Here is a 24,864-nt window from a genome sequence, read left to right as displayed (position 1 = left end):
AAACTTTTTTATTCTTTTATTTAAAGAAAAGTTTTACTTTGCAAAGTATTATGAATGCATCTAAAAATCTTACATTTTTTACGCCAAAAGCTTCGTCTGGTAATGGAGCAATTTTGGTAGATACAGGAATTTCGGCTGGTTTTCCATCGCCTGCAGATGATTTTAGAGAAACTCGAATTTCTTTAGATGATGAATTGATTCAGAATAAAGACGCTACTTTTTTTGCAAAAGTAAAAGGGCAATCTATGATTGATGCTGGTTTAGACGATAACGATTTACTAGTTATTGATAGAAGTTTAGAACCTGCCAACAACAAAATTGCGGTTTGCTTTTTAGATGGCGAGTTTACTGTAAAACGCTTACGAGTAGAAAAAAATGAAGTTTGGTTACAACCTGAAAATCCTAATTACCCAATTATAAACATTACAGAAGATAACGATTTTGTGATTTGGGGCATTGTAACAAACGTTATTAAAAAAGTATAAATTACCTTTTTTTAATATTTTATTATTGTTTTTCGATAATTTTTATATATTTGTGATATCAAATAATATAAAGCTATGCGAAAACTTAATATTCTTAAAGCAATTGTAGATTTACTTTGGATATTTTCTATCCCTGTAGTATTAATTATAATTGGTCTATCAATTGCTATTTTCTTTGTTGATTTAGGCAATTTAAATATCAAAATGAATTCAATAAATTTTAATAACGATACTTTATTATCAAAAATATTACTTTCAGTTTCTGCTATAAATTATTTACTGATTATTGCTGCTTTATATTTCTTTAGAAAAGTATTACACTTTTTTATAAGAGTAAAAATATTTGAAGAAACTGTTATTACATCCTTCAAAAAAACAGGGAATTTATTAGCTATTTCTGGCATTATTTCTCTCTTAATCTCATTTACAAGCAAAATATACTTTGAGCAAAAAGTTTCTTTAGAATTTGGTTTGAATCAACATTTAGTAATTATCTGTTTAGGATTGTTCTTTTTAACGCTAAGTGAAATTTTTAAAATTGCAAAAAACACAAAACTAGAAAACGATTTAACCATATAACTATGAAAAAACTAGCTTACTTAATCTCTAAACTCACTTTCTGGGGATTTCTAATATTTTCTCTTATACTCATACCTCTTTCTGCATTTTCTTTTCTAGAATATTATTTTAATTGGGATCTTCCTTTTGTAGATATTGTAAAAAGAGATGGACTTAATTTTGCAAAAATTAAAAATATAGGAGTTGAGTTTTGGCTAACCTACACCGTATTTTTAATGTGGGGAACTTTAATATATTATTCTATTTATTTCTATGTTTTAAAAGGATTTTTCAAAATTTTTATCACACAAAAAACCTTTGAAGAAAATTCTTTAAAGAAATTAACTTTGTTTTACAGAATAAATTATATCCCTGTAATTATTGGTTTTATCGGAATTACAATCAGATATTTTATGCATAACACTTTACGTTTTGATGAACCTCACTTCTTTGTGTTAATACATTTAATTCTTGCCTTTTTTCTATATTTCTATTTAGATTTAATCAGAAAAGGAAATTACATTCAGCAAGAAAACGATTTAACAATATAATATGGCAATCATAGTAAATTTAGATGTAATGCTTGCCAAACGCAAAATGCGAAGTAAAGAATTGGCAGAAATTATTGGTATTACCACTGCGAACTTATCCATCTTAAAATCGGGTAAAGCAAAAGCAATTCGTTTTTCTACTTTAGAAGCTATCTGTAAAGCTTTAGACTGCCAACCTTCGGATATTTTAGAATATCAGCAGGATTAAAAACATCTCGATACAATTTTGCAAAAAAGCAAAATCACTAAATGTGACAGACGAACCTTTAAAAAACTCTAATTGTCAGTTCGAGTGGTTTTTCTGACAAAGGAAGAAAAATTGTATCGAGAACATATTAACTTAAAACACAAAAAACTCCGAATTTTAATTCGGAGTTTTTTATAATATAAGTTCTCAACTGCGCTCGAACAGACAGATTATCTTTTTAAAGGTTTATCTAAATTCATAAACATAAAATCTGCACTTGTATTTTCTTCACCCAATAGATATTTACTAAAATGATCTGCTCTTAGCCAAAAAGAATATTCAGTCATACTTCCAAAACCGTGTCTTTGTCCTGGCATTACCATAAATTTAAAACGTTTATTTGCTTTAATTAATTCGTTTGCCATTCTAATGGTTCCTGCAGGATTTACGTTATTGTCCATATCTCCGTGAATTAACATTAAATGTCCTTTTAAGTTTTTTGCCAAAGATTGATTGTTATCAATTTTGTATTTATAAGAAACCTTTCCTTTAGCATCAATTTCTTCTTTAACTCCATGATGCGTTTCACTCCACCAAGAATTATACACATTATTATCGTGATTTCCTGCGGATGAAACTGCAGCTTTAAAGAAATCTGGATACACTAACATTGCTGCTGTAGACATAAATCCACCTCCAGAATGACCGTAAATTCCTACTTTTTCGATATCAATAAATTTGTGTTTGTTTGCCAATTGTTGTGCTGCATATTTTTTATCAGCCAATCCATAATCACGTAAATTACCATAACCATAATTATGATACCATTTAGATCTGTCTGGATGCCCACCTCTGTTTCCTAACGTAATTACAATAAAACCAACTTGCGCCATTCTATCCACTCTATCCATTCTGTAAGAAAAAGATTTGTTTACAGCTTCTGTTTGTGGCCCAGGATAAACGTATTCTAAAAGCGGATAAACTTTTGTAGAGTCCATATCAAAAGGCTTGTACATAACCCCGTAAATATCTGTAATTCCATCATCTGCTTTTACTTTAAAAGGTTCTGGAAATTTATATCCTGATGCAAATAATTGCGATAAATCTGCAGTTTCTAAATCCATTACTTTACGACCGTTTGCATCTCTAACTTCCGATTTTGGCACTGTATTAACTCTAGAAAAATTACTCACAAAATACTGATTAGAATCAGACATACTTGTTCTTGCTGTAAAATCACCAGGATTTAAAGTTTTTAATCCTGTACCATTTAAATTGATGCTATAAGAATGTGCATAATAAGGATCTTGCTCTTTGTTTACACCGTTTGCAGAAAAATATAAAGTTCTTGTTTTCTCGTTTAAACCTTCGAAATTAGCAACGTGATAATCGCCTTCTGTAACTTGGTTTTTTAATTTACCATTAGCATCATACAAATAAAAATGTGCCCAACCATCACGTTCTGCCCAATGCAACATTTCTGTTTCATTATTAAACAAAACCAAAGGTCTAGATTCTATATAAGTATTAAAACGCTCTTCTATCAAGGTTTTATATTCACCAGTATTAATATCAGCAACATTAATATCTAACTTTTTTCTATCTCTAGAAATTACACTAAAATATACTTTTCCTTTTTTTGATAAAAGCAAGGTTGGTTTAAAATCGTCATCTCTATCAGACTGTTTTCTTGGAGCTCTATACACAGAAATACTTTGCTGACGAACTGTGTCTAAAGGCACTTTAATATGTGTTTTTGTAGGAATATCAAAAATTAACAATTCTGACTTGTAATATTCTTGTTCTCCTGGCATATGGTATTTGTAGGTTTCTAAAGTTGGTCTTTTTTTACCTGTAGAATTAATTACCCATAAATCTTTAATATGCCTAGAATCTGATTTTTGAAAAACAAACTTTTTAGAATCGTGAGACCAAGTACCCCAAACGCCTTTTCTATCATCTTTCTTTTTTTCTTTATCAACATTGTCTTGTCCTCTACCACCCCAAGTGTAACCGTAATTTTCTTCACCATCTTTGGTCCATTGGTTTTCTACAACAGTCGTGTCTTTTTCATCTTTTATAAACTTTTTAAAGTTAATTTTGTCCATCCAATAGATATTATGATTTTTACCATACAATACTATTGAACTATCAGGAGCAATATTTGCCCATTTTTTCCAAGGTTCTTTTTCTTTCTTTTTAGTATCGATAATTGTTAACCCATTTCCACCTAATTTATATTCTAAATGGTAAACCTTTTTCTCCATTTTAGGCTTTTTAGGTTTCGTTTTTTTATCTTTTTTTGTTGATATTGAATCTTTTTTCTCTTCCTTTTTATCCTCTTTCTTTTCATCAACAACCTCAACTTCTTCTGTAGATGTTACTCTAAAACGAATTGCATTTTCGGCTTTGTTAAACTTAAAACTAAAACGAGGCAAGTGTTTAGCATCATAAGGATCTTTAGTAATTTCTGTTAACCACTTTGCCATTTTTACATTATCGAACAAAAGTTTTTTAGTTTTTTTGTCTAAATCTACAATGTAATGATTTGAACCTTCTGAGGTTTTGTAAGCATACCAAAAGCGATTTCCTTTTTTTAACCAATGAGGATTTACACTCGTAGAATGTACCATTTTTGCTAAATTTTTAGGCGAATATTTAGCTGCAGCTCTGTAATTGGGTTTTGGAGTTTCTTGTGCAAAACTTATTGAAGTAGTCAATAAAAACACAAAAAACAAGATGAAATTTTTCATTTGTAGTGTTTGATTAGATTTGAATTAACCATAAAGTTGATTAAAACAAATAACACTACAAATTTTTTAAGAAGAGTTTGTTAAAATTTTAACAGTTTACGTTTAATTTAAATTGCGTTTTTCGATAAAAAAACGTTTTAAAATTTGAGAACATTCGTTTTCTAAAATTCCTGACACAACTTTTGTCTTGGGATGTAAAGTAGTCTTTAAATTCACAAAACCTCTTTCTGGCTCAGAAGCTCCGTAAACTATTTTACCAATTTGTGCCCAATAACTTGCACCTGCACACATTTGGCAGGGCTCTAAAGTAACATACAAAATACAATCTTTTAAATACTTACCTCCTAAAAAGTCTGCTGCTGCAGTAAATGCTTGCATTTCTGCATGCGCTGTTACATCATTTAAAGTCTCTGTTAAATTATGTGCCCTTGCTATAATTCTATTATTTAAAACAATTACAGCACCAACAGGAACCTCGCCTTTATCAAAAGCAATTTCTGCTTCTTGATAGGCTTTTCTCATAAAATAAGCATCATCAAAAGGTTGTATCATAATTTAAAGAAAACAAAAATCAATATTACAAAAAAGGATTATTGTATTTTTGTAGAATGTCAAAAAATTTGTTAGATAACATATCAAATCCATCTGATTTAAGAAAATTAAATCCTGAGCAATTACCTGAATTAGCCAAAAATTTAAGGGAATTTATAATTGATATTGTATCAACCAAAGAAGGTCATTTAGGGGCTAGTTTAGGTGTTGTAGAATTAACAATTGCCCTCCATTTTTTGTTTGATACTCCTAATGATTTATTAGTTTGGGATGTTGGTCATCAAGCTTATGGCCATAAAATTTTAACCGGTAGAAAAGACATTTTTCATACCAATAGACAATTTGGAGGTATTTCTGGTTTTCCATCAAGAAAAGAAAGTGAATTTGATGCTTTTGGAGTTGGGCATTCTTCTACTTCTATCTCTGCTGCTTTAGGTATGGCAATTGCCTCTAACTTAAAAGGCGAAAAAGAGAAACAACATATTGCTGTTATTGGTGATGCTTCTATTGCAAGCGGAATGGCATTTGAAGCTTTGAATCACGCAGGTGTTTCTAAAGCAAATTTACTCATCATTTTAAATGATAATGCTATTGGAATTGATCCTGCTGTTGGTGCTTTAAAAGAATACTTAACAAAGGTAAAATCCGACAGAAAATTAGCCGCACAAAACAATATTATTAAAGCTTTAAATTTTAATTATTCTGGCCCTATTGATGGTCATAACTTACCAAAATTATTAACTGAATTAGAACGATTAAAATCGGTAAAAGGTCCAAAATTCTTACATATAATTACCACAAAAGGTAAAGGTTTAAAAAAGGCTGAAGAAGACCAAATAACCTATCATGCTCCTGGAAAGTTCGATAAAATTTCTGGAGAACGAATAAAAAAAGAAGCAAGTTTATTTACAAAATACCAGGATGTTTTTGGTAAAACCATAGTTGAATTATCAGAAAAAAATGATAAAATTGTAGCCATTACACCTGCTATGTTAACTGGTAGCTCTTTAAACTTGATGCTAAAAAAGTTTCCTAACAGAACTTTTGATGTTGGTATTGCAGAACAACATGCAGTTACTTTAGCTGCAGGAATGGCTACTCAAGGTTTAGTGCCTTTTTGTAATATTTATTCCACTTTTTTACAACGCGCATACGACCAAGTTATTCATGATGTGGCTTTGCAAAATTTACCTGTCATTTTTTGTTTGGATAGAGCTGGTTTAGTGGGCGAAGATGGAGCTACACATCATGGGGTTTTTGATTTAGCGTATTTACGATGCATACCAAACTTGATTATTTTTGCTCCAAGAAATGAAATTGAACTACGTAATATTTTATATACAGCCCAATTGGATTTAAAACAACCAATTGCAATTCGTTACCCAAGAGGTTATGGAGAAATTATTGATTGGCAAAATCCTTTTCAGGAAATTGAAATTGGTAAAGGTATTTGTTTAAAAGAAGGTAATACTATTGCCATTTTAAGTATTGGAACCGTTGCAGAAAAGGTTTCTAAAGCTATTGATATATTTGAAAAAGAAAATACAAGTTCTTTAATTGCGCATTATGATATGCGTTTTGTAAAGCCTTTAGATGAAAATTTATTGCATTCTGTTTTTGAGAAACATTCAGTAATAATTACAATTGAAGACGGAGTAATTAAAGGTGGTTTTGGTTCTGCTATTTTAGAATTTGCTGCTGAAAATGGTTATCAAAATAAAATTAAATCTTTAGGTTTACCTGATAATTTTATTGAGCAAGGCTCAAAAGAAAGGTTGCTTTTAAAAAACGGACTAGATTCAAGAACACTATCTGAAGTTTTTTCTAGATTGATATAAAACAAAAAAAAAGACGCATTTCTGCGTCTTTTTTATTTAATAATTACTGAGGTATACCAGCATTTCGTTTCTTTAAAAGAATTTTAAAATACTTCTTTTTTTCTTTAATTTGATAAACCAAAACAGCTTCATTTGATTTCAATTCAAAAGGAAAATCATCTTTAGAAATCTCTAATGCATTTTTGTCCTCTTTAGAACTGTTTATAACATCTAAATTTGTTTCTTCTTGCTTTTTTGTTCTTATAAAAGCTGTATAGACATTAGGTTCGTTAATCTTTAAATTAGCAAATTTTTCTTTAAAATATATACCTGAAAGTTTTTCATTTTGTTCTAATTCATCAATAATAGAAATATGAATATTAAAACCTGCACCACCTCCTTTTATTCCTGATGAATATTTAGAAAAGTAAGCATCATTAATTTCCACTAAAGGTTTATCTTCTAATTTCATCTTACCACTAGCACATCCAAAAAGAAAGGCAAAAGTTAAAAAAAAGCTATAAAACTTCTTTATCATATTTTTATTCTTTAATAAATTTAACAGATTGTTTTAAATCATTTGATTTAACATTTAAAATATAAGCACCTGCAGTTAAATTTCCTACATTAATTTGAGCATCTTTAAGCTGACCTTTTTTAACAGATTTACCAATTAAATTATAAATCTCATAAGTAACATCATCGTTGGTATTAATCAAACTACTTTTTAGAAAAATATTATTTGCTGTTGGGTTAGGATAAATAGATAATTTTAAATCATCATTAAAAGAACTCACAGAAAGTGTTTCTTCTATTGTAGTTTCAAACATACCATTACCATGTGTTCCAATTAATAGTTTATTATCTGAAGGACGATATACTAAAGAACTAATTACGGCTAAACCTAAATCGTTAGCTCCTTCAATTGTCCAGTTTATACTTGCTGGATCTGTAGAACTATATAAGCCTCTTGCTGTACCTACAAAATATGTTATTTCAGAACCTACTTGTGTAATTGCTGCAGATCTTATAGAATGGTTTTCTAAATTTCTTTCTACTAACTGCCAAGTAGGAGATGGTGCCGTTGCATTTTTTGTTAGGTAAATATTGTTAATTCCATAATTTGCATAAACCGCTAAAACAATATCTGGATTTGTTGGGTGTATAGCAATATCACTAACAATAGTATTGCTAGATTTAGTTGCACTAGCAGGTGTTATATTTACAGCTTCTGTAGATAATGAAGTAACATTTTGAGGGTCTGATACTCTAAAAACACCTCCACTTTGACCACCAATAAATAATTGACTAGTTGCTGCATTATAAGCACCTCTTGTAGTAGCAATTGTTCTTATAAACTCGTTTGTTGACAGTGTACCTATATTAGTCCATGTTTCACTTGTAATATTTTCTGCATCGTGAGTTACAAATAAATTTGATTGCCCAGCATAATATAAAGATTCGTTATTATCTGGATCTAAGTAAAAATAAGTAACAAATTGACTAGAAGATTCATCTGGAGTTATTTCTAAGAAACCACTTTTTCTTTGATACATTGTTCCGTTTTGAAAGCCTAAATAATATCTTAAACTACCATCATTTCTACCAATTCCAACAGCCACACCATCTCCACCAGCCATACTTACCATAGTCGATTTATCTGTAATACTTGTACTGTAATCTAAACCACCAACAGTTGTTCCATTATCTTGTGCACCTCCTAATACAATATCTTTACCTGATTGCGGATCCATAGCAACGTGGTAATATTGATAAGTTTGATAGTTATTATTTAAACTTGTCCAAGCAACACTTGGCACTGCTACATTTGCTTTATGAATACCACCATCAGTACCACTATAAAGAGTACCTGGGTTTTGAGGATCGAAGAATAGTTGATGTATGTCTGGATGATGATCTGTACCACCAACACTATATGTACCATAACTTAAGTTATTTACATAACCACCAATTCTGGAAAACATAACATCTGAAGTAATATCTTCTATTTTATAAGGATTTGTACCACCAACAACAACAAAGTTTTCATTATCTGGTTTTACAGAAACCACTAAATCATACCCCCCTTGAATAGCAAAAGGGTCATTACCTTCAGAATCTCCACCAGATTCGTCTGGTAATTTATCTGAGTAATTTGTCCAAGATGTAGTTGCAAAATCATATTTCCATAAATCTGCTTCTATTTCATAGGTGTCAGATGCAGCATCAGATCTTTTTCCGTTTTCAAACAACGCATATAGAATATTGCTATTGCTAGGTGCAACACCTAATACTATTCTACCCGCAGCAGACCAACCAGAAGGATTACCATTTTTTGCTAAAACAGACCAACCACCATTTCCTGTTGCAGAAGTAGTAATACCTCCAGCTCTAGATGTACCTTCTACAGCAGCAAAAACTCTACCATCGCTTGCAATTTTAACATCAGTCCATCCAGTACCATCATCAGCGATTTCTAATTCTGTACTCATAGTTGAACCATCATACCTAATAATTTTACCAGTAGCAGCAATAAATAAATCACCATTAAGAGGGCTTACTTCTAATGTATTTACATAATCGAAATCTGAATCAAAAACGTGATGATCTGAATCTGTTATTGAAATTTGTGACCAAGTCAATCCACCATCAATAGATTTCCAAATACCTTGACCTCTGTATGGAGAACCTAAAGAAGTACTATTTCCAGACCACTCACCTGTTGCATAATACCAAATATTTTGAGAATCTGGTCTTGAATCTTGAGCAATTGCAGTTACATTATGAATTTCATCGTTACTAGAAACTTTTATCCAACTTGCACCACCATCTGTTGTTCTAAAAACACCACTACTTACTCCACCAGCAATAATTGTGTTTCCTGTAGCATCTGAAACATCCAATTTTAAAGCCCTTGTTCTTCCACCTAAATTAGAAGGCCCTCTAGATGTAAATGATCTACTTACTGCACTACTTTTAGATTTTGTATTAATTAAATTAATGGATGTTTTATATTCTTGATCTTTTTCTTCTAAGGGAATTTTACCAGTTAGTGGGTTTATTTGAAAACCTAACTCGTACAATTCTCTTTCTTTGGCATAAAGCATTTTTTCTTCGATAGTTTTCTTTTTCTTCTTTATCTTTTTTAAAGAAGCTACTTCATTTTTAGCCTCATTAATGTTTGTTAATGAAACTACACTAACAAAAGCTGCTAAAACTAACGTTAGTAAAACAAGTATTTTTTTTTTCATAAGTCTTAAAAATTTAAAATAGAACCACTAAATTAACTATAATTAGTTAATAATTATGTTAAATTTTAACGTTTCGTTAATAAATTAAAGGAATTAAATAATATTCCCAGTTATTTTTTTATGCATTTTTATAGCATAACTATCAGACATTCTAGAAACATAACTACACACTTGCATTATTCTATGATATAAGTTTGCTGTTTCTGTTTGATATTCTTTAGGCATTAAATTCAAAACTAGCTTATCGAAATTAGATTGCGAGTCAGAAAATTTATTGTTTAAAGCTGTAACAAAAACATCAAGTAAATCTGCAATTATTCTATAACCGGCAACTTCTTTTTCAATCACTTCTTTGCTTCTGTAAATTTTATCGATACTTATTTTAATAATGTCATTTATTTGTGCTTCGTACTTACATTTATCTAACAAAGACTTATCAAAATCACCGTTTAAAATTGCTTCTTCATTGTTTAAGAAAATAGAAACAGCTTCATCAATCAAAGAATTAATAGCAATTGCTCTTAAATATGCTGTTCTATCTTTTGTATGTTTTAAAGCGTAATATTTATCTCTATTAATACCGTGAATTAATTTAGACATATATTCTAAAGCATAATCTTCATCAATTAGACCTAAATTAATTCCATCTTCAAAATCGATGATTGTATAGCAAATATCGTCTGCAGCTTCTACTAAATAAGCTAAAGGATGTCTGAAAAAAGAATGACTTTCTGTTGATTTAGACTGCATACCCAATTCTTGTACTACATCTAAAAATTCTTCTTTTTCTGATTGGAAAAATCCGTATTTTTTATCTGATATATGATTGGTTGGCTTTTTAGGTAAACTCTCTTTTGGATATTTTAAAAACGCACCCAAAGTTGCATAACTTAATCGTAAGCCACCAGAAATGCCTTCTCTAGATTCTGTAAGTATTTTAAATCCGTTTGCATTCCCTTCAAAATCAATTAAATCTTGATATTCTTTTTCTGATAATTGGTCTTTATATTTTACTCCATTTCCTGTTTTAAAATACTCGCCAATTGCTTTTTCTCCTGAATGCCCAAAAGGTGGATTCCCAATATCGTGAGTAACAGAAGCTGCTGCTACAATTGCCCCAAAATCATTAAATGTGTAACCTAAATCAACTAAATTAGGATGACGTTCTAATAATACCTTACCTACTTTTCTACCTAAAGTTCTCCCCACAACAGAGACTTCTAAACTATGTGTTAATCTTGTATGCACAAAATCGGTTTCAGATAACGGAATTACCTGCGTTTTGTCTTGTAAACTTCTAAATGCTGATGAAAATATAATTCTATCAAAATCTACTTCAAAGCCTAAACGTGTTTCATCTTGTGCTATTCTTGGTCGTTTTTGTGTATCACCAAAACGTTTTAAAGAAAGGAGTTGTTCCCAATTCATTTATTTCTTGATTTATGAATGTTGAACTCATAATTTAAATTCAACATTTAATTTTATTTGTTATTGTTTTCTAAATTTAGAGCAGTAATTAATTTTTGAAAAGAATTGAACTTCTTTAAGATTACTCCTTCATCATTTATGTATAAATAAGTAGGAAAAAGTTTAATTTTATAATCGAATTTTAATTCATTTTCTACATTATACTGATTATAATTTTTCCATTTATACTGATGTTTGTCTATATAAGATTTCCAATCTTCTAGACTTCTATCAATAGAAACACCAATGATTTCTATATTGTTTTTGGTAAGTAAATTTTGATGCTCTTTAATTTCTTGATGTTGTTTTACGCAAGGAGGGCATTCTAAATACCAGAAATCTAAAATATAATTCTTTCCTTTTTCTAATTCAATTTTATCTTGCTGATTATTTAGAGTATTAAACAAATAGTTATCAAAATTTATTTGATTCCAATTAATACTGTTTTCTTTTTCTGATATAATGTCGCTTTGCTTTTCAACATTCTTTTTACAAGAATAAAAAGACAAAAAAGCAATGAGATAAATTATTTTTTTCATTTTTCGAAAATACAAAAAAAGAGAAGTATTGCTACTTCTCTTTTAATTACTTTTGATTTAATTAAGAATAGACCCCCCAATTTCTTTTAATAAACCAATTGGGTTTCCACTTAATAAAATCAGAAGGACTAAAGTGTTTCTCAGTCAATTCTATTTTTACAATTTGTATTGGCAAAATTGAAAGATTGTGCCTTCCAGATGCTCCATCTAAAACTAAAAAATGGTAACGTTGAGATTTATCTCTAAACCTTCTACTTGGTCCAAAATCAAAAGGAATACAATTCCTAGTTAAAATTCCTTTTTCAATTGAATTAAATGTCAGTTTTATAATTAACTTTTCGTTAATTGATCTGATAAATAAATTTCTATGCATTTATAATAATTATTAAGTTATCAACATCAATATTTTTTATGTTGATAAAAATTACACCTTAAAAACCCTACTTATATAAGGGTTTCTAAAATTTACAATAACCTTAGAAATATTTAACTTGGTAGGAAGCTTCTAGTTTTGTACTTTTGAGGTAACAAAATGGAGTTGAAGTAAACTCTTCTTCATCTATTTATAATATAATTGGCTGTCGAAATCCAAATTTTATTAAAAAACCAAGGGGATATTTCAAGTGTCCCTTTTTTTTATATTTTTTTTCTACCTCAGCATTTAATTTTAATGATTAATATAAAAAAGAGAAGTCTTTCGACTTCTCTTTTTTAATTATTTCAACTTTTAAGAACCACACATTTCACAATCATCTGGTTCTGCATTTCTAGATGCATCTACCATTGCTTTAAATTCTGCAGCGCTCATTGGCTTATCTGCTAAATCTGCTTTCTTTTCTTTAGAAATTGTAAACTGAATTGCATTTACTGCAGATTTAGTTCTTAAGTAATACATTCCTGTTTTTAAGCCAGATTTCCAAGCATAAAAGTGCATTGAAGTTAATTTACCATAATCTGGATCTTTCATAAACAAGTTTAAAGACTGAGATTGATCTATGAAATACCCTCTGTGACGAGACATATCAATAATATCTTTCATACTCATTTCCCAAACTGTTTTATATAACTCTCTTAAATCCGCAGGAATTTCTTCTATATGTTGTATCGATCCGTTTGCACGCATAATACTTTCTTTCATATCATTATCCCACAAACCTAACTCTACTAAGTCTTCTAATAAATGTTTATTAACTACAATAAACTCACCAGACAAAACTCTTCTTGTATAAATATTAGAAGTATAAGGCTCAAAAGCTTCATTGTTTCCTAATATTTGAGATGTAGATGCTGTTGGCATTGGTGCAACTAACAATGAGTTTCTAACTCCGTGTTTCATTACTTGAGTTCGCAATTTAGCCCAATCCCAATTTCCACTTAATTCATCATCTTTAATTCCCCACATATTAAATTGGAATTCTCCTTCAGACATTGGAGATCCTTTAAATGTCGAATATGGTTCTTTTGCTTTTGCAATTTCCATTGATGATGTTACAGCTGCAAAATACATTGTTTCAAAAATATCTTGATTCAGCTTTTTTGCTTCTTCACTAGTAAATGGTAAACGTAAATTGATAAAAGTATCTGCTAAACCTTGTATACCTAAACCTACAGGTCTGTGTCTAAAGTTAGAATTCTCTGCTTCTTTTACAGGATAAAAGTTTGCATCAATAACCGTATCTAAATTACGAGTTACCTTTTTTGTAACATCATATAATTTTTTATGATTAAAATACTTTTCTCCATTTTCTCTTTCAGAAACAAACATTGGCAATGCAATTGATGCTAAGTTACAAACAGCAACCTCATCTTTTGCAGTGTATTCCATAATTTCTGTACATAAGTTTGATGAACGAATTGTACCTAAATTTTTCTGGTTTGTTTTTCTATTTACAGCATCTTTATACAACATATAAGGAGTACCAGTCTCTATTTGAGATTCTAAGATTTTCTCCCATAATTCACGTGCTTTAATAGTTTTTCTACCTTTTCCTGCAGCTTCGTAACTTGTGTATAAACGCTCAAACTCTTCACCATAAGTATCGAATAAATGCGGGCATTCATGAGGGCACATTAAGGTCCATTCTGCATCATTTTGCACACGTTCCATAAATAAATCTGAAATCCACATTGCATAGAATAAATCTCTAGCACGCATTTCTTCTTTACCATGGTTTTTCTTTAAATCTAAGAAATCGAAAATATCTGCATGCCAAGGCTCTAAATACATTGCAAAAGAACCTTTACGCTTACCTCCTCCTTGATCTACATAACGTGCAGTATCATTAAAAACACGTAACATTGGCACAATACCATTAGATGTACCATTTGTACCAGCAATATAACTACCTGTAGCTCTAATGTTATGTAAAGACAAACCTATACCACCTGCAGATTGCGAAATTTTAGCGGTTTGTTTTAATGTATCGTAAATACCTTCTATACTATCATCTTGCATTTGTAATAAAAAACAAGAAGACATTTGTGGTTTTGGAGTACCAGAATTAAAAAGAGTTGGAGTTGCGTGTGTAAAGTATTTTTTACTCATTAACTCGTAAGTAGCAATAGCTTCATCAATATCGTTTTTATGAATACCAATAGAAACACGCATTAACATATGTTGTGGTCGTTCTGCGATTTGGCCATTTAACTTTAATAAGTAGGAACGTTCTAGTGTTTTAAAACCAAAATAATCGTAATTAAAATCTCTGTTGTAAATAATCGTAGAATCTAACTTTTCTTTATTGTCTTGTATAATTTTATATACATCATCTGCCAATAAAGGTGCTTTTTTTCCTGTACGTGGATTTACATAGAAATATAAATCATCCATAGTATCAGAAAAAGATTTCTTTGTGTTTTTATGTAAGTTAGAAACAGCAATTCTTGCAGCTAATCTTGCATAATCTGGGTGAGCAGTTGTCATTGTTGCAGCAGTTTCTGCAGCTAAGTTATCTAATTCTGATGTTGTTACACCATCATAAAGACCTTCTATAACACGCATTGCTACTTTTACTGGGTCAACAATTTTGTTTAATCCATAACACATCTTTTTTACTCTAGCTGTGATTTTGTCAAACATAACTGGCTCTCTTTTGCCATCTCTTTTTAATACAAACATAATTTAGATTTACGATTTAAAGGTTTACGATTTATTCACTAGTTATTAAAGCCAACAAAAACTCCAAATTTTGGAAGGCTATATTATTTTTAGTTTTAATTTATTATTTGTTGGGGGAAAAGGGTATGCAAAAGCTCTAAAAATCAGAGTCAAAGCTAATACTTCCAGTTCCACCAGATTTTACACCTGCTTTTTGGTATTCAGATACTCTCTTCTCGAAGAAATTTGTTTTTCCTTCTAAAGAAATCATTTCCATAAAATCAAATGGGTTTGTTGCATCATACACTTTTTCACATCCGAATTCTAACAACAATCTATCTGTTACAAATTCTAAGTACTGTGTCATTAAACGTGCATTCATACCAATTAAACTTACTGGTAATGACTCTGTTACAAACTCTCTTTCTATATCTAAAGCATCAACAATAATTTCTTTGATACGTTCTGGCGCTACTCTATTAACCATATGGTTATTGTGTAAATGCACAGCAAAATCACAGTGCATACCTTCGTCTCTAGAAATTAACTCGTTAGAAAACGTTAATCCTGGTAATAGACCTCTTTTCTTTAACCAAAAAATTGAACAAAATGCACCTGAAAAGAAAATACCTTCTACTGCTGCAAAAGCAATTAAACGCTCTGCAAAAGAGTCTGATTCTATCCATTTTAAAGCCCAATCTGCTTTTTTCTTAATAGCAGGAAAAACTTCTATCGCTCTAAATAATTGATCTTTTTCTACTTCGTCTTTTACATAAGTATCAATTAATAATGAATAAGTTTCTGAGTGAATGTTTTCCATCATTATTTGAAATCCGTAGAAAAATTTCGCTTCAGAATATTGTACTTCATTTACAAAATTCTCTGCTAAGTTTTCGTTTACAATTCCGTCTGATGCTGCAAAAAAAGCTAAGATGTGTTTTATAAAATAACGTTCATCGTCTGTTAATTTAGTTGTCCAATCTACAATATCAGAATGCAAATCGATTTCTTCTGCCGTCCAAAAACACGCTTGTTGTTTTTTGTACCATTCCCATAAATCGTTATGTTGAATAGGAAAAATAACAAATCTGCTATCATTTGGTTGTAAAATTGGTTCTAGTTTAGACATTTTTTCGGGAAATTTGAATATTTATGAATGTTATTTAATCGTTAAGAACGACTTCTACAAAGATTGGTTTTTTATCTAAAAAATGAAAGACCTACTTATTCACAAAACCCTTGAAGTTTTTAACAAAAGTGTTTTTTTTTATCTATTCTTACCATTTTTTCGTTTTTTATTAACGGCTGATTATCAATTAATTAAAAGACATAACCTCTTTAAAACCTTACTATTACTGACATTCTTAAAATGATTTTTTAATCTGACTTTTATCATCAAAATAAAATCTAAAATATCTTATGGTTTAAAAAAAATTCTTCTTGATCATTATTTAAAGTAAAGATTTGTAAAACGTAATGCATATAATCTTATATTTGTAGTATTATTAACATTTATTATATATCAAAGTGAAAAACGGAACAGTAAAATTCTTCAACGAATCTAAAGGATTTGGATTTGTAATTGAAGACGGTTCAAAAACAGAGTATTTTGTGCACGTATCAGGATTAATCGACGAAATTAGAGAGGGTGATGCAGTAGAATTTGACCTGAAAGAAGGTAGAAAAGGTTTAAACGCAGTAGACGTTAGAGTTATCTAATTATATTATTTAGAATTTTTTTACATAAGACACAAGTCGTTTAATTTATTTTAAGCGGCTTTTTTTTGCCGTATTTTTGCAAAAACTTTTATTTTGATGAAAACGAGATTTCCTAAAATTGTTCAAATTTCTATACTATCTCTTTATATTATTTTTTTAGCAGGATCTGTAGTAAGGATGACTGGCTCTGGAATGGGTTGCCCAGATTGGCCTAAATGTTTTGGATACTACATTCCGCCAACCTCTGAAGAACAAATTACTTGGAAACCAAATACAACATACAAAAAAGGGTTTATTATTATTAAAGATGAAGCTTTATTTGTTGCCGAAAATGATTTAAACACTTCCTCTGAGTTTAACGCCAGAAATTGGGCAAAATACACCAAACACGATTATAATAAATTTAATAAATATCATACTTGGACCGAATATATTAATAGATTAACCTCTGTTTTAGCTGGTTTTGTATTTCTATTTTTAATTTATGGCGCCACCAAATTCTGGAAAGAAAACAAAACAATTACCATATTATCATTTGCAGCATTCTTTTTAATGCTCTTTGAAGCTTGGCTTGGAAAAACAGTAGTAGACACTAATTTAACACCAACTATAATTACCATACATATGGTAGTTGGTTTAATTATCATTGCCATTTTACTAAAGTTAAAATTTATTCTTTCTGATAAAAAAACATATAACTACAACTCAACTTTTAATAAACTATTAATTGTTTCTGTAATTTTTTCTTTAGTGCAAATTGCAATGGGTACGCAAGTAAGACAATTTATAGATGAACAAGTAAAACTTTTTGGTTTTGAAAACAAGAATTATAGTTTACTAAACCCTAGTTTTAAATTTTACTTTCATAGATCTTTTACTATTGCTATTTTATTAGTTAATCTAGGAATGTTTTACATCAATCAAATAAAAAAATTAGGCTACAAATTAGTTAATTGGATTATCTTTTTACTTTTCTTAGAAACCATAACTGGTATTTTAATGTATTATGCTGAATTCCCTTTAGGCACACAAGCCATACATTTATTAGCAGGTGCAATTTTATTTGGATTGCAATTTTATTTATGGCTACAAAGCAGGAGAACTGTTAGCTGTTAGCTGTTAGCTGTTGCAAAAATAAATTTTTCATCGAAAATCAAAGTTATAAACTACTCTTTTTACCATACCAAAACACTGAATACTGAATACTAAGGATGCGCATTTACCCAAACTTCACCATCAGAAAAATATTCTTTTTTCCAAATGGGTACAGTTTCTTTTAAAGTATCAATTGCAAATTCACAAGCCAAAAAAGCAGCTTTTCTATGTTTTGCTGATGCTGTAATTATAACAGGTATTGCGCCAATTTGCAACATTCCTTCTGCGTGATGAATGGCAATTTTTTTAATTTCGAATTTTTCTAAAACTAAATCTGCAATTTTTTGCATTTCTTTAATTGCCATTGGCTTGTAAGCAGAAAAATCGAGTTGTTTTACTTCTTTACCTTGTGTATCATTTCTTACAGTACCTACAAATGCTGATATTCCTCCACAAGAATCATCTTCTACAAATTGATAACATTCTTCTAAATCTAATTTTTCTGATGTAATTTTTATTGAAGTTCTCTGCATAGTTTAACAAAAGTAATCATTCATAATGTATCTTTGTACTTTATTATTTTTAGAACATTAGAATGAAAAGCATTTTTAGAATTGTTAGTTTTTTAGAAGGAATCTCTTACCTACTTTTATTATTTATTGCAACACCTATTAAATATTTTCAAGGTGATGAAACTTATGTAAAAATGTTAGGTATGCCTCATGGCCTACTTTTTATGCTTTATATTGTTTTGGCTATCGTAATTAAAAAAGAAATGAACTGGAACAGCAAAACTTTAGGTATTGTTTTACTTTGTTCAATCATTCCTTTTGGTACTTTTTATGTTGATAAAAAATATTTAAGATAAAATCTATTACAAGATTTTAACCTCCACTTACTGGCGGAATTACAGCAACAACATCACCTACTTTTAAAAGAGTTTCGTTCTCTGCATATTCTTCATTTACAGCAATTGCGTAAGAATTAATTTTTTCTAAACTAGAAAACTCATCTTTTAAAATAGATTTAAAATTTTCTACGGATGAATTTTCATCAACCTCAATTTCTAATTCAGATGCATTTACCAAATCTGATGTAATTCCGAAAAAAAGTGTTTTTATTTTCATAATCAACAAAGATAAATGATTAGAAAGACATATTTAAGCCAAACAACCATCCGCTTTTTCGATTACCTCCATTTACAGATTTTACGTAATCTACTCTTAGCAAACGCCATTTACCAAAACCAATATTATCTAACCCAACAGAATATTCTGAATAAGGTTTGGTATCAGACATAAACATTGTTTTTGCACTACCAATTAAATGGAAATTCATTTTATTTATCAACGGAATTCTACCTAAAATAGCACCTTTAAAATTATGTTCTATATGCGCTTCTGCATATTTATCATTTGTGTAATATTGATAATACTCTAACAAACCAAAATTATTTTTTCTATTTGTTGCAGATGTAAAAAACATTTCATTACCCACAACTTGCAAATTATCCATAAACGGAATGTCTTTCTTTTTTAAGAAAGCACCAGCTCTAATTTTATAAAATAACTCGCCATAATTGCCTGTATTTACATCTTGTCTTAAAGTAGCTATTAATACATCAGAATTAAAATCAGCATTATCAGCAGCAAAGGTTTTTCTATAATTTAAATTTAATGTAGGATACTTTTCGTTACCAATATTAAACTTGCTATCTGGATAGGTTAAATATTTTTGACCAAAAACAAATCTTAATCCCATATTTAATGTCGCAATTTTATGCGCTGTAAAAACAGAACTTGTAAAATTATTTGGTTCTAAAGGATTATTAGAGGTATAAGGTTGATATTTTTCTTCGGATACAAACGAATAATTTGTAGTATTAAAAAGTGGTTTTCTATTCGCATATTCTAAAGATGATGAGAAAAATACTCCGTTTTTAATTTCTTCAGAATAGCCAATTCTTGCAAATTCTTTTTCATAAATCTTAAGTACATTCTGTCTTCTAAATAAAGAAAGCGCAAAATTATCTAAAGGATTAACTGCATTTCTTCTATTAAATTGAGCTGTTGTTACACCTCCTGTAATATACATTCTAGGTCTAGAAAAATTATTCCATTTTTTACTAAAATAAAAAGTCGGTCTGGCTCTTTTATCAGATAAACCATATTCTACATCAAAACCTGCACTCCACCATTTCCCTTTATCATTTAACCTTTTAAAATAACTTGCTCCTAAAGAAGTCTTAAACCCCTGAACTGTATTAAAACCAAAATCGTCTATTAATCCCCTAAAAGACAAAGACCATTTTTCGTAAGTATTTCTATAACTATAACCAGTTATTGGAGATAATAATTTGAATTTATTAGATCTATTATCTATAGAATCTAAGAACTTTTCTGATTTACGAACTACTTTTATACTGTCTTTTAAAGCATAATCTTGAGTTTCTTCTTTGGTTAATGGTACAGGTCTTAAAGTATTCCAGAAAACAGAATCTTTTTTGGTGGCATTTTCTTTAAATGATAAAACTTCGTTAGTAAATGTATTTTCATCAAAATTAGGTTTAAAGTCGTAATCTGAATACACATAAGAAAACTTTCCACGAGGTTTAAAGCCTAAAAACTTAATATCGAAAGCAATGTTTTGTGTCACTAAAACCCAAGCATCAACTTTATCAGAATAATTATAACTCTGTTTTACACCCAAAGAATTTATAAAAGGCAAATTTACCTGAACACCTGTAGTTGTTAAATCTGAACCATATAAAGCCCAATCATCTTCTACAACATAAATAGAACCTTCAAAAACACGATCGTTTTTACGCCTTGGTATTAGTTTTATTTTGTTGATGAGTTTACCATTTTTATCGTAAAATGTACCTTCTAATTTATATTGATAATAACTAAAAGCATTTGTAGAAATAGGCGAAATTAAATTATTAAAAACCTCAATACTATTGTTGTATAAATTAATATCAGATTCTTCTGCTCTATTAAAACTTACTCCATTATCTTCTCCAGAAACCTTAGAAGCAGTAATTATTTCTTTAAATTTTTTAGGTTTTTTCTGAAATGATATATTAGAAAAAGTTTCAGACAAGTAAATAATTCCGCTTCTTGTAGAATCTAATCCTCCACCTAAATCCCCTACTTCTTGACCAAGAAATTTTTTAGGTAAATCTTTAATTCTGGTTAATCCTCTAGAATAAAATTTAGCAGTATAATTTGCGTATTTGTCTGTGTTTTTATCTTTATTAGCTATTACATTTCTAATAATTCTATCTGCAGGATTCTCTTTTGTAGAGATAGAAATTTCATCTAATTGAATATTTTCTTGTTCTAACTTTACATTTAATTCAAAAGGAAAAGAAGTAATATTCACTTCTTTTTTTAATGTTTTGTAGCCTAGAAATTGAAAAACGATAATTTGTTTTCCTAACTTATTGGTTTCTAAAAAATAATCTCCATTATCATTAGAGGTTGTACCTTTTGTAGTTTTATCTAAATAAATACTTACAAAAGAGAGTGGTTCGTTTTTAGTGTCTGTAATTTTTCCTTTTACTTGAGCAATTGTCATTGACGAAATCAATAACACAAATAGTGATAGTAATGTTTTTTTCATAGATTCTTTTTTGGTTGATTTTCACAAACTTAAAGTTTCTTATTTAAGCAAATCTTTAAAATTTGTTAAACAACATACAATAATTTCTTAAAAAATTAAGACACAATAACAATACCAAAAGTTGCCTATGATTTTAAATTGTTAAAAAAACCAAACGTAGGTTGCGTTTAATTGACAACGATTTACAATAAAAAATCGACATCTAAAAAGTTGAAAATTGCTTTGCTCTTTATATGAAAGCCCTATATTTGTGAACTACATAGAAATTAAAAATAAGCATGAGCGATTCTAGAAAACGACACGAAGCTTTATTATACCACGCAAAACCAAAACCTGGTAAAATTGAGGTAATACCAACAAAAAAATATGCAACTCAGCACGATTTAACATTAGCGTATTCTCCTGGTGTTGCAGAGCCTTGTTTAGAAATAGAAAAAGACAAAAACAATGCCTACAAATACACATCTAAAGGAAATTTAGTTGCAGTGATTTCTAACGGAACTGCAGTTTTAGGGTTGGGTAATATTGGGCCTGAAGCCTCAAAACCAGTTATGGAAGGTAAAGGTTTACTATTTAAAATCTTTGCTGATATTGATGTTTTTGATATTGAAGTAGATGCTACAGATGTAGATAAATTTGTAGAAACTGTAAAAGCAATTGCACCTACTTTTGGTGGAATTAACTTAGAAGATATTAAAGCCCCAGAAGCTTTTGAAATAGAAAGAAGGTTAAAAGAGGAGTTAGATATTCCTGTAATGCACGATGATCAGCATGGAACTGCAATTATTTCTGCTGCTGCTTTAAAAAACGCTATAGAAATTACCCAAAAAGATATTTCTAAAGTAAATATCGTAGTAAATGGTGCTGGAGCAGCTGCAATTTCTTGTACTCGCTTGTATTTAAAGCTAGGTGCAAAAAGAGAAAACATTGTAATGTGCGATAGCAAGGGTGTTATCAGAAAAGACAGAGGTAATTTAACATCGCAAAAAGCAGAATTTGCAACAGATAAAGACTTAAATACTTTAGATGAAGCAATGCAAAATGCCGATGTTTTTATTGGCTTATCTATGGGGAATATTGTTACTCCAGAAATGCTTTTATCTATGGCTAAAAACCCGATTGTATTTGCAATGGCAAATCCAACACCAGAAATAGATTATGATTTAGCTGTTGCTACAAGAGCAGATATTATTATGGCAACTGGTAGATCAGATCATCCTAATCAAGTAAATAATGTACTTGGATTTCCTTTTATTTTTAGAGGTGCTTTAGATGTTAGAGCTGCTAAAATTAACGAAGAAATGAAAATGGCTGCTGTTTGCGCTTTGGCAGATTTGGCAAAAAAATCGGTTCCTGAGCAAGTAAACATCGTTTATGACGAAATAAACTTAACATTTGGTAGAGAATACATTATTCCTAAACCTTTTGACCCTAGATTAATTTACGAAATTCCACCAGCAATTGCAAAAGCAGCTATGGATTCTGGAGTTGCACTAGAACCAATTACAGATTGGAATAGATATAGAGAAGAATTAATGGAACGTTCTGGCTCTGGTAGCAAAGAGATTCGTTTAATTCATAACAGAGCAAAAAGTAATAGAAAGCGTATTGTTTTTGCAGAAGCAGATCATTTAGATGTACTTAAAGCAGCACAAAGAGTACACGAAGAAAAACTTGGAGACCCTATTTTATTAGGTAGAAAAGAAGTTATTCTTGCATTAAAAGAAGAAATTGGTTTTACAGGAGATGTACCAATCTTTGACCCAAAAACAGACGAAGAAAGAGAAAGAAGAAATCGTTTTGGAGAAGCTTACTGGAAAACTAGACAACGAAAAGGTAGAACGTTAACTGAAGCAAAAAAATTAATGCGAGAGCGTAATTATTTTGCTGCAATGATGGTTAACGAAAACGAAGCTGATGCTTTAATTACAGGTTATTCTAGACCTTACCCAACTGTAGTAAAACCTATTTTAGAACTTATTGAAAAAGACAAAGGCATTTCTAAAGTAGCTGCATGTAATTTAATGTTAACCAAAAGAGGTCCAATCTTTTTGGCAGATACAACTATTAATATTAGTCCGAGTGCAAAAGATTTAGTTAAGATTTCGCAAATGACATCTAATTTAGCAAAAATGTTTGGTATGAAACCAAATGTTGCTATGTTGTCTTTTTCTAACTTCGGATCATCGAACACAGAAACTTCTAAGAAAATTAGAGAAGCAGTTTCTTATATTCATCGTCATTTTCCTAATGCAGTTGTAGATGGAGAATTACAGGCAGATTTTGCTTTAAATCCAGAAATGTTAGCCAAAGAGTTTCCTTTTTCTAAATTGAATGGCAAAAAAGTAAATATTCTAATTTTCCCGAACTTAGAATCAGCAAACATCACTTATAAGTTATTAAAACAAGTGGAAAGTGCAGATTCTATTGGTCCAGTAATTTTAGGATTAAGCAAAGCTGTACACGTTTTACAACTAGGCTCTAGTGTAGATGAAATGGTAAATATGGCTGCATTGGCTTGTGTTGATGCGCAGCAAAGGGAAAAGAATAAAAAATAGTATTTTAGAGCTTAGAAAAACAATCTATGATTACACAAGTTAGAGGAAGGTTAGTTGAAAAGAATCCAACAGAAGTTGTTGTAGATTGTAATGGTGTTGGGTATTTATTGCACATTTCTTTAAATACCTTTTCTAGTTTACCTGCAGATGAAAATGTAGTTTTATACACACATTTATCTATAAGAGAAGATGCGCACACGCTTTTTGGGTTTATTAACAAAACAGAAAGAGAAGTTTTTAAACTACTTATTTCTGTTTCTGGCGTGGGGCCAAGTATAGCAAGAACTATGTGTTCTTCTATGACATCAGAAGAAATACAAAACGCAATAGCGTCAGAAAATGTAGCTGTAATACAATCAGTAAAAGGTATTGGTGCAAAAACTGCACAAAGAGTTATTGTCGATTTAAAAGATAAAATTTTAAAAACGTTTGATATTGATGAAGTTTCTGTAAACACAAGCAATACGAACAAAGATGAAGCGTTATCTGCTTTAGAAGTTTTAGGTTTTCACAAAAAACAATCTGATAAAGTTGTAAACGCTGTTTTAAAGGAAAACCCTGATGCATCCGTAGAAAAAATCATAAAACTAGCCTTAAAAAATTTATAATCA

The 24,864-nt window shown here is 29.9% G+C and carries 22 protein-coding genes; 10 read left to right on the top strand and 12 right to left on the bottom strand.

Translation table 11 applies throughout. The annotated features are described in order from the left end of the window. Nucleotides 1–50 precede the first annotated feature (50 nt). From BW723_RS09200 to BW723_RS09185, 4 genes are all read left to right on the top strand, one after another. The gene (locus BW723_RS09200) at nt 51–485 is read left to right on the top strand and encodes a LexA family protein (protein WP_068355627.1); all 435 of its coding nucleotides are present in this window, start codon (nt 51–53) and stop codon (nt 483–485) included. A gap of 75 nt (nt 486–560) precedes the next feature. Then, nucleotides 561–1,064: a DUF2975 domain-containing protein gene (locus BW723_RS09195; protein ID WP_083139503.1), complete on the top strand. Its 504-nt coding sequence runs from the start codon at nt 561–563 to the stop codon at nt 1,062–1,064. Between the two features lie 2 nt (nt 1,065–1,066). After that, complete coding sequence (locus BW723_RS09190) at nt 1,067–1,594, top strand: DUF2975 domain-containing protein (RefSeq protein WP_068355630.1); 528 nt, start codon at nt 1,067–1,069, stop codon at nt 1,592–1,594. A 1-nt stretch (nt 1,595) separates the two neighbouring features. Continuing rightward, the gene (locus BW723_RS09185) at nt 1,596–1,802 is read left to right on the top strand and encodes a helix-turn-helix domain-containing protein (protein ID WP_068355633.1); all 207 of its coding nucleotides are present in this window, start codon (nt 1,596–1,598) and stop codon (nt 1,800–1,802) included. A 209-nt stretch (nt 1,803–2,011) separates the two neighbouring features. On the opposite strand, the gene BW723_RS09180 is transcribed toward BW723_RS09185, so the two are convergent. Beyond that, a complete protein-coding gene (locus BW723_RS09180) occupies nt 2,012–4,534 on the bottom strand; it encodes a S9 family peptidase (protein ID WP_068355636.1) in 2,523 nt (840 codons plus the stop codon). A gap of 102 nt (nt 4,535–4,636) precedes the next feature. After that, nucleotides 4,637–5,086, bottom strand: a complete 450-nt coding sequence (locus tag BW723_RS09175) for a nucleoside deaminase (protein WP_068355638.1) — start codon at nt 5,084–5,086, stop codon at nt 4,637–4,639. Between the two features lie 56 nt (nt 5,087–5,142). Here BW723_RS09175 and dxs point away from each other — a divergent pair, with 56 nt between their 5' ends. Beyond that, nucleotides 5,143–6,924 (top strand): 1-deoxy-D-xylulose-5-phosphate synthase, encoded by a 1,782-nt coding sequence (dxs, locus tag BW723_RS09170; protein WP_068355641.1) that lies wholly within the window; start codon nt 5,143–5,145, stop codon nt 6,922–6,924. A gap of 43 nt (nt 6,925–6,967) precedes the next feature. Here dxs and BW723_RS09165 read toward each other — a convergent pair whose 3' ends face one another. The 7 genes from BW723_RS09165 to BW723_RS09135 all read right to left on the bottom strand — a co-directional run bounded on the left by BW723_RS09165 (nt 6,968) and on the right by BW723_RS09135 (nt 16,386). Then, entirely contained in the window at nt 6,968–7,441 is a 474-nt protein-coding gene (locus tag BW723_RS09165; RefSeq protein WP_139059046.1) for a hypothetical protein, read from the bottom strand. Nucleotides 7,442–7,445: 4 nt separating this feature from the next. Beyond that, nucleotides 7,446–10,154, bottom strand: a complete 2,709-nt coding sequence (locus tag BW723_RS09160; RefSeq protein WP_068355645.1) for a T9SS type A sorting domain-containing protein — start codon at nt 10,152–10,154, stop codon at nt 7,446–7,448. A 93-nt stretch (nt 10,155–10,247) separates the two neighbouring features. After that, nucleotides 10,248–11,582 (bottom strand): deoxyguanosinetriphosphate triphosphohydrolase, encoded by a 1,335-nt coding sequence (locus tag BW723_RS09155; RefSeq protein ID WP_068355649.1) that lies wholly within the window; start codon nt 11,580–11,582, stop codon nt 10,248–10,250. Between the two features lie 53 nt (nt 11,583–11,635). After that, nucleotides 11,636–12,160: a TlpA family protein disulfide reductase gene (locus BW723_RS09150; RefSeq protein ID WP_068355652.1), complete on the bottom strand. Its 525-nt coding sequence runs from the start codon at nt 12,158–12,160 to the stop codon at nt 11,636–11,638. A gap of 61 nt (nt 12,161–12,221) precedes the next feature. Then, nucleotides 12,222–12,533, bottom strand: a complete 312-nt coding sequence (locus tag BW723_RS09145) for a hypothetical protein (RefSeq protein WP_068355655.1) — start codon at nt 12,531–12,533, stop codon at nt 12,222–12,224. Nucleotides 12,534–12,887: 354 nt separating this feature from the next. Continuing rightward, nucleotides 12,888–15,278: a ribonucleoside-diphosphate reductase subunit alpha gene (locus BW723_RS09140; protein ID WP_068355659.1), complete on the bottom strand. Its 2,391-nt coding sequence runs from the start codon at nt 15,276–15,278 to the stop codon at nt 12,888–12,890. A gap of 136 nt (nt 15,279–15,414) precedes the next feature. Then, a complete protein-coding gene (locus BW723_RS09135; RefSeq protein ID WP_068355662.1) occupies nt 15,415–16,386 on the bottom strand; it encodes a ribonucleotide-diphosphate reductase subunit beta in 972 nt (323 codons plus the stop codon). 398 nt (nt 16,387–16,784) lie between these two features. Here BW723_RS09135 and BW723_RS09130 point away from each other — a divergent pair, with 398 nt between their 5' ends. Together BW723_RS09130 and BW723_RS09125 are read left to right on the top strand one after the other, a co-directional pair. Continuing rightward, the gene (locus BW723_RS09130) at nt 16,785–16,976 is read left to right on the top strand and encodes a cold-shock protein (protein ID WP_015481089.1); all 192 of its coding nucleotides are present in this window, start codon (nt 16,785–16,787) and stop codon (nt 16,974–16,976) included. Between the two features lie 96 nt (nt 16,977–17,072). Beyond that, the gene (locus BW723_RS09125) at nt 17,073–18,092 is read left to right on the top strand and encodes a COX15/CtaA family protein (protein ID WP_068355665.1); all 1,020 of its coding nucleotides are present in this window, start codon (nt 17,073–17,075) and stop codon (nt 18,090–18,092) included. A gap of 89 nt (nt 18,093–18,181) precedes the next feature. Here the strand turns inward: BW723_RS09125 and BW723_RS09120 are convergent, their stop codons facing one another. Next, complete coding sequence (locus tag BW723_RS09120; protein WP_068355668.1) at nt 18,182–18,604, bottom strand: molybdenum cofactor biosynthesis protein MoaE; 423 nt, start codon at nt 18,602–18,604, stop codon at nt 18,182–18,184. Nucleotides 18,605–18,666: 62 nt separating this feature from the next. On the opposite strand from BW723_RS09120, the gene BW723_RS09115 reads away from it, so the two are divergent. After that, nucleotides 18,667–18,939 carry a DUF3817 domain-containing protein gene (locus BW723_RS09115; protein ID WP_068355671.1) on the top strand — a complete coding sequence of 91 codons (273 nt, stop codon included), beginning with the start codon at nt 18,667–18,669 and terminating at the stop codon, nt 18,937–18,939. A gap of 16 nt (nt 18,940–18,955) precedes the next feature. On the opposite strand, the gene BW723_RS09110 is transcribed toward BW723_RS09115, so the two are convergent. Next, entirely contained in the window at nt 18,956–19,198 is a 243-nt protein-coding gene (locus BW723_RS09110; RefSeq protein WP_068355674.1) for a MoaD/ThiS family protein, read from the bottom strand. A gap of 19 nt (nt 19,199–19,217) precedes the next feature. Further along, nucleotides 19,218–21,695: a DUF5686 and carboxypeptidase regulatory-like domain-containing protein gene (locus tag BW723_RS09105; RefSeq protein WP_068355678.1), complete on the bottom strand. Its 2,478-nt coding sequence runs from the start codon at nt 21,693–21,695 to the stop codon at nt 19,218–19,220. A 278-nt stretch (nt 21,696–21,973) separates the two neighbouring features. On the opposite strand from BW723_RS09105, the gene BW723_RS09100 reads away from it, so the two are divergent. Next, nucleotides 21,974–24,253: an NADP-dependent malic enzyme gene (locus tag BW723_RS09100; RefSeq protein ID WP_068355681.1), complete on the top strand. Its 2,280-nt coding sequence runs from the start codon at nt 21,974–21,976 to the stop codon at nt 24,251–24,253. Nucleotides 24,254–24,279: 26 nt separating this feature from the next. Then, nucleotides 24,280–24,861 (top strand): Holliday junction branch migration protein RuvA, encoded by a 582-nt coding sequence (gene ruvA / locus BW723_RS09095; protein ID WP_068355684.1) that lies wholly within the window; start codon nt 24,280–24,282, stop codon nt 24,859–24,861. Nucleotides 24,862–24,864 lie beyond the last annotated feature (3 nt).

Source organism: Polaribacter reichenbachii, assembly GCF_001975665.1.
GTDB classification, from domain to species: domain Bacteria; phylum Bacteroidota; class Bacteroidia; order Flavobacteriales; family Flavobacteriaceae; genus Polaribacter; species Polaribacter reichenbachii.
The sequence above is the reverse complement of the archived record's forward strand: the minus strand, read 5'-3'. Positions and strand labels throughout refer to the sequence as shown.

Excerpts from the sequence above, each read along its gene's own strand:
- BW723_RS09175 (WP_068355638.1), bottom strand. The coding sequence starts at position 5,086 with ATGATACAACCTTTTGATGATGCTTATTTTATGAGAAAAGCCTATCAA.
- BW723_RS09195 (WP_083139503.1), top strand. The coding sequence starts at position 561 with ATGCGAAAACTTAATATTCTTAAAGCAATTGTAGATTTACTTTGGATA.
- ruvA (WP_068355684.1), top strand. The coding sequence starts at position 24,280 with ATGATTACACAAGTTAGAGGAAGGTTAGTTGAAAAGAATCCAACAGAA.
- BW723_RS09155 (WP_068355649.1), bottom strand. The coding sequence starts at position 11,582 with ATGAATTGGGAACAACTCCTTTCTTTAAAACGTTTTGGTGATACACAA.
- BW723_RS09185 (WP_068355633.1), top strand. The coding sequence starts at position 1,596 with ATGGCAATCATAGTAAATTTAGATGTAATGCTTGCCAAACGCAAAATG.
- BW723_RS09140 (WP_068355659.1), bottom strand. The coding sequence starts at position 15,278 with ATGTTTGTATTAAAAAGAGATGGCAAAAGAGAGCCAGTTATGTTTGAC.
- BW723_RS09105 (WP_068355678.1), bottom strand. The coding sequence starts at position 21,695 with ATGAAAAAAACATTACTATCACTATTTGTGTTATTGATTTCGTCAATG.
- BW723_RS09160 (WP_068355645.1), bottom strand. The coding sequence starts at position 10,154 with ATGAAAAAAAAAATACTTGTTTTACTAACGTTAGTTTTAGCAGCTTTT.
- BW723_RS09125 (WP_068355665.1), top strand. The coding sequence starts at position 17,073 with ATGAAAACGAGATTTCCTAAAATTGTTCAAATTTCTATACTATCTCTT.
- BW723_RS09165 (WP_139059046.1), bottom strand. The coding sequence starts at position 7,441 with ATGATAAAGAAGTTTTATAGCTTTTTTTTAACTTTTGCCTTTCTTTTT.
- BW723_RS09100 (WP_068355681.1), top strand. The coding sequence starts at position 21,974 with ATGAGCGATTCTAGAAAACGACACGAAGCTTTATTATACCACGCAAAA.
- BW723_RS09135 (WP_068355662.1), bottom strand. The coding sequence starts at position 16,386 with ATGTCTAAACTAGAACCAATTTTACAACCAAATGATAGCAGATTTGTT.
- BW723_RS09150 (WP_068355652.1), bottom strand. The coding sequence starts at position 12,160 with ATGAAAAAAATAATTTATCTCATTGCTTTTTTGTCTTTTTATTCTTGT.
- BW723_RS09180 (WP_068355636.1), bottom strand. The coding sequence starts at position 4,534 with ATGAAAAATTTCATCTTGTTTTTTGTGTTTTTATTGACTACTTCAATA.
- BW723_RS09120 (WP_068355668.1), bottom strand. The coding sequence starts at position 18,604 with ATGCAGAGAACTTCAATAAAAATTACATCAGAAAAATTAGATTTAGAA.
- BW723_RS09115 (WP_068355671.1), top strand. The coding sequence starts at position 18,667 with ATGAAAAGCATTTTTAGAATTGTTAGTTTTTTAGAAGGAATCTCTTAC.
- BW723_RS09190 (WP_068355630.1), top strand. The coding sequence starts at position 1,067 with ATGAAAAAACTAGCTTACTTAATCTCTAAACTCACTTTCTGGGGATTT.
- BW723_RS09200 (WP_068355627.1), top strand. The coding sequence starts at position 51 with ATGAATGCATCTAAAAATCTTACATTTTTTACGCCAAAAGCTTCGTCT.
- BW723_RS09110 (WP_068355674.1), bottom strand. The coding sequence starts at position 19,198 with ATGAAAATAAAAACACTTTTTTTCGGAATTACATCAGATTTGGTAAAT.
- BW723_RS09145 (WP_068355655.1), bottom strand. The coding sequence starts at position 12,533 with ATGCATAGAAATTTATTTATCAGATCAATTAACGAAAAGTTAATTATA.
- dxs (WP_068355641.1), top strand. The coding sequence starts at position 5,143 with ATGTCAAAAAATTTGTTAGATAACATATCAAATCCATCTGATTTAAGA.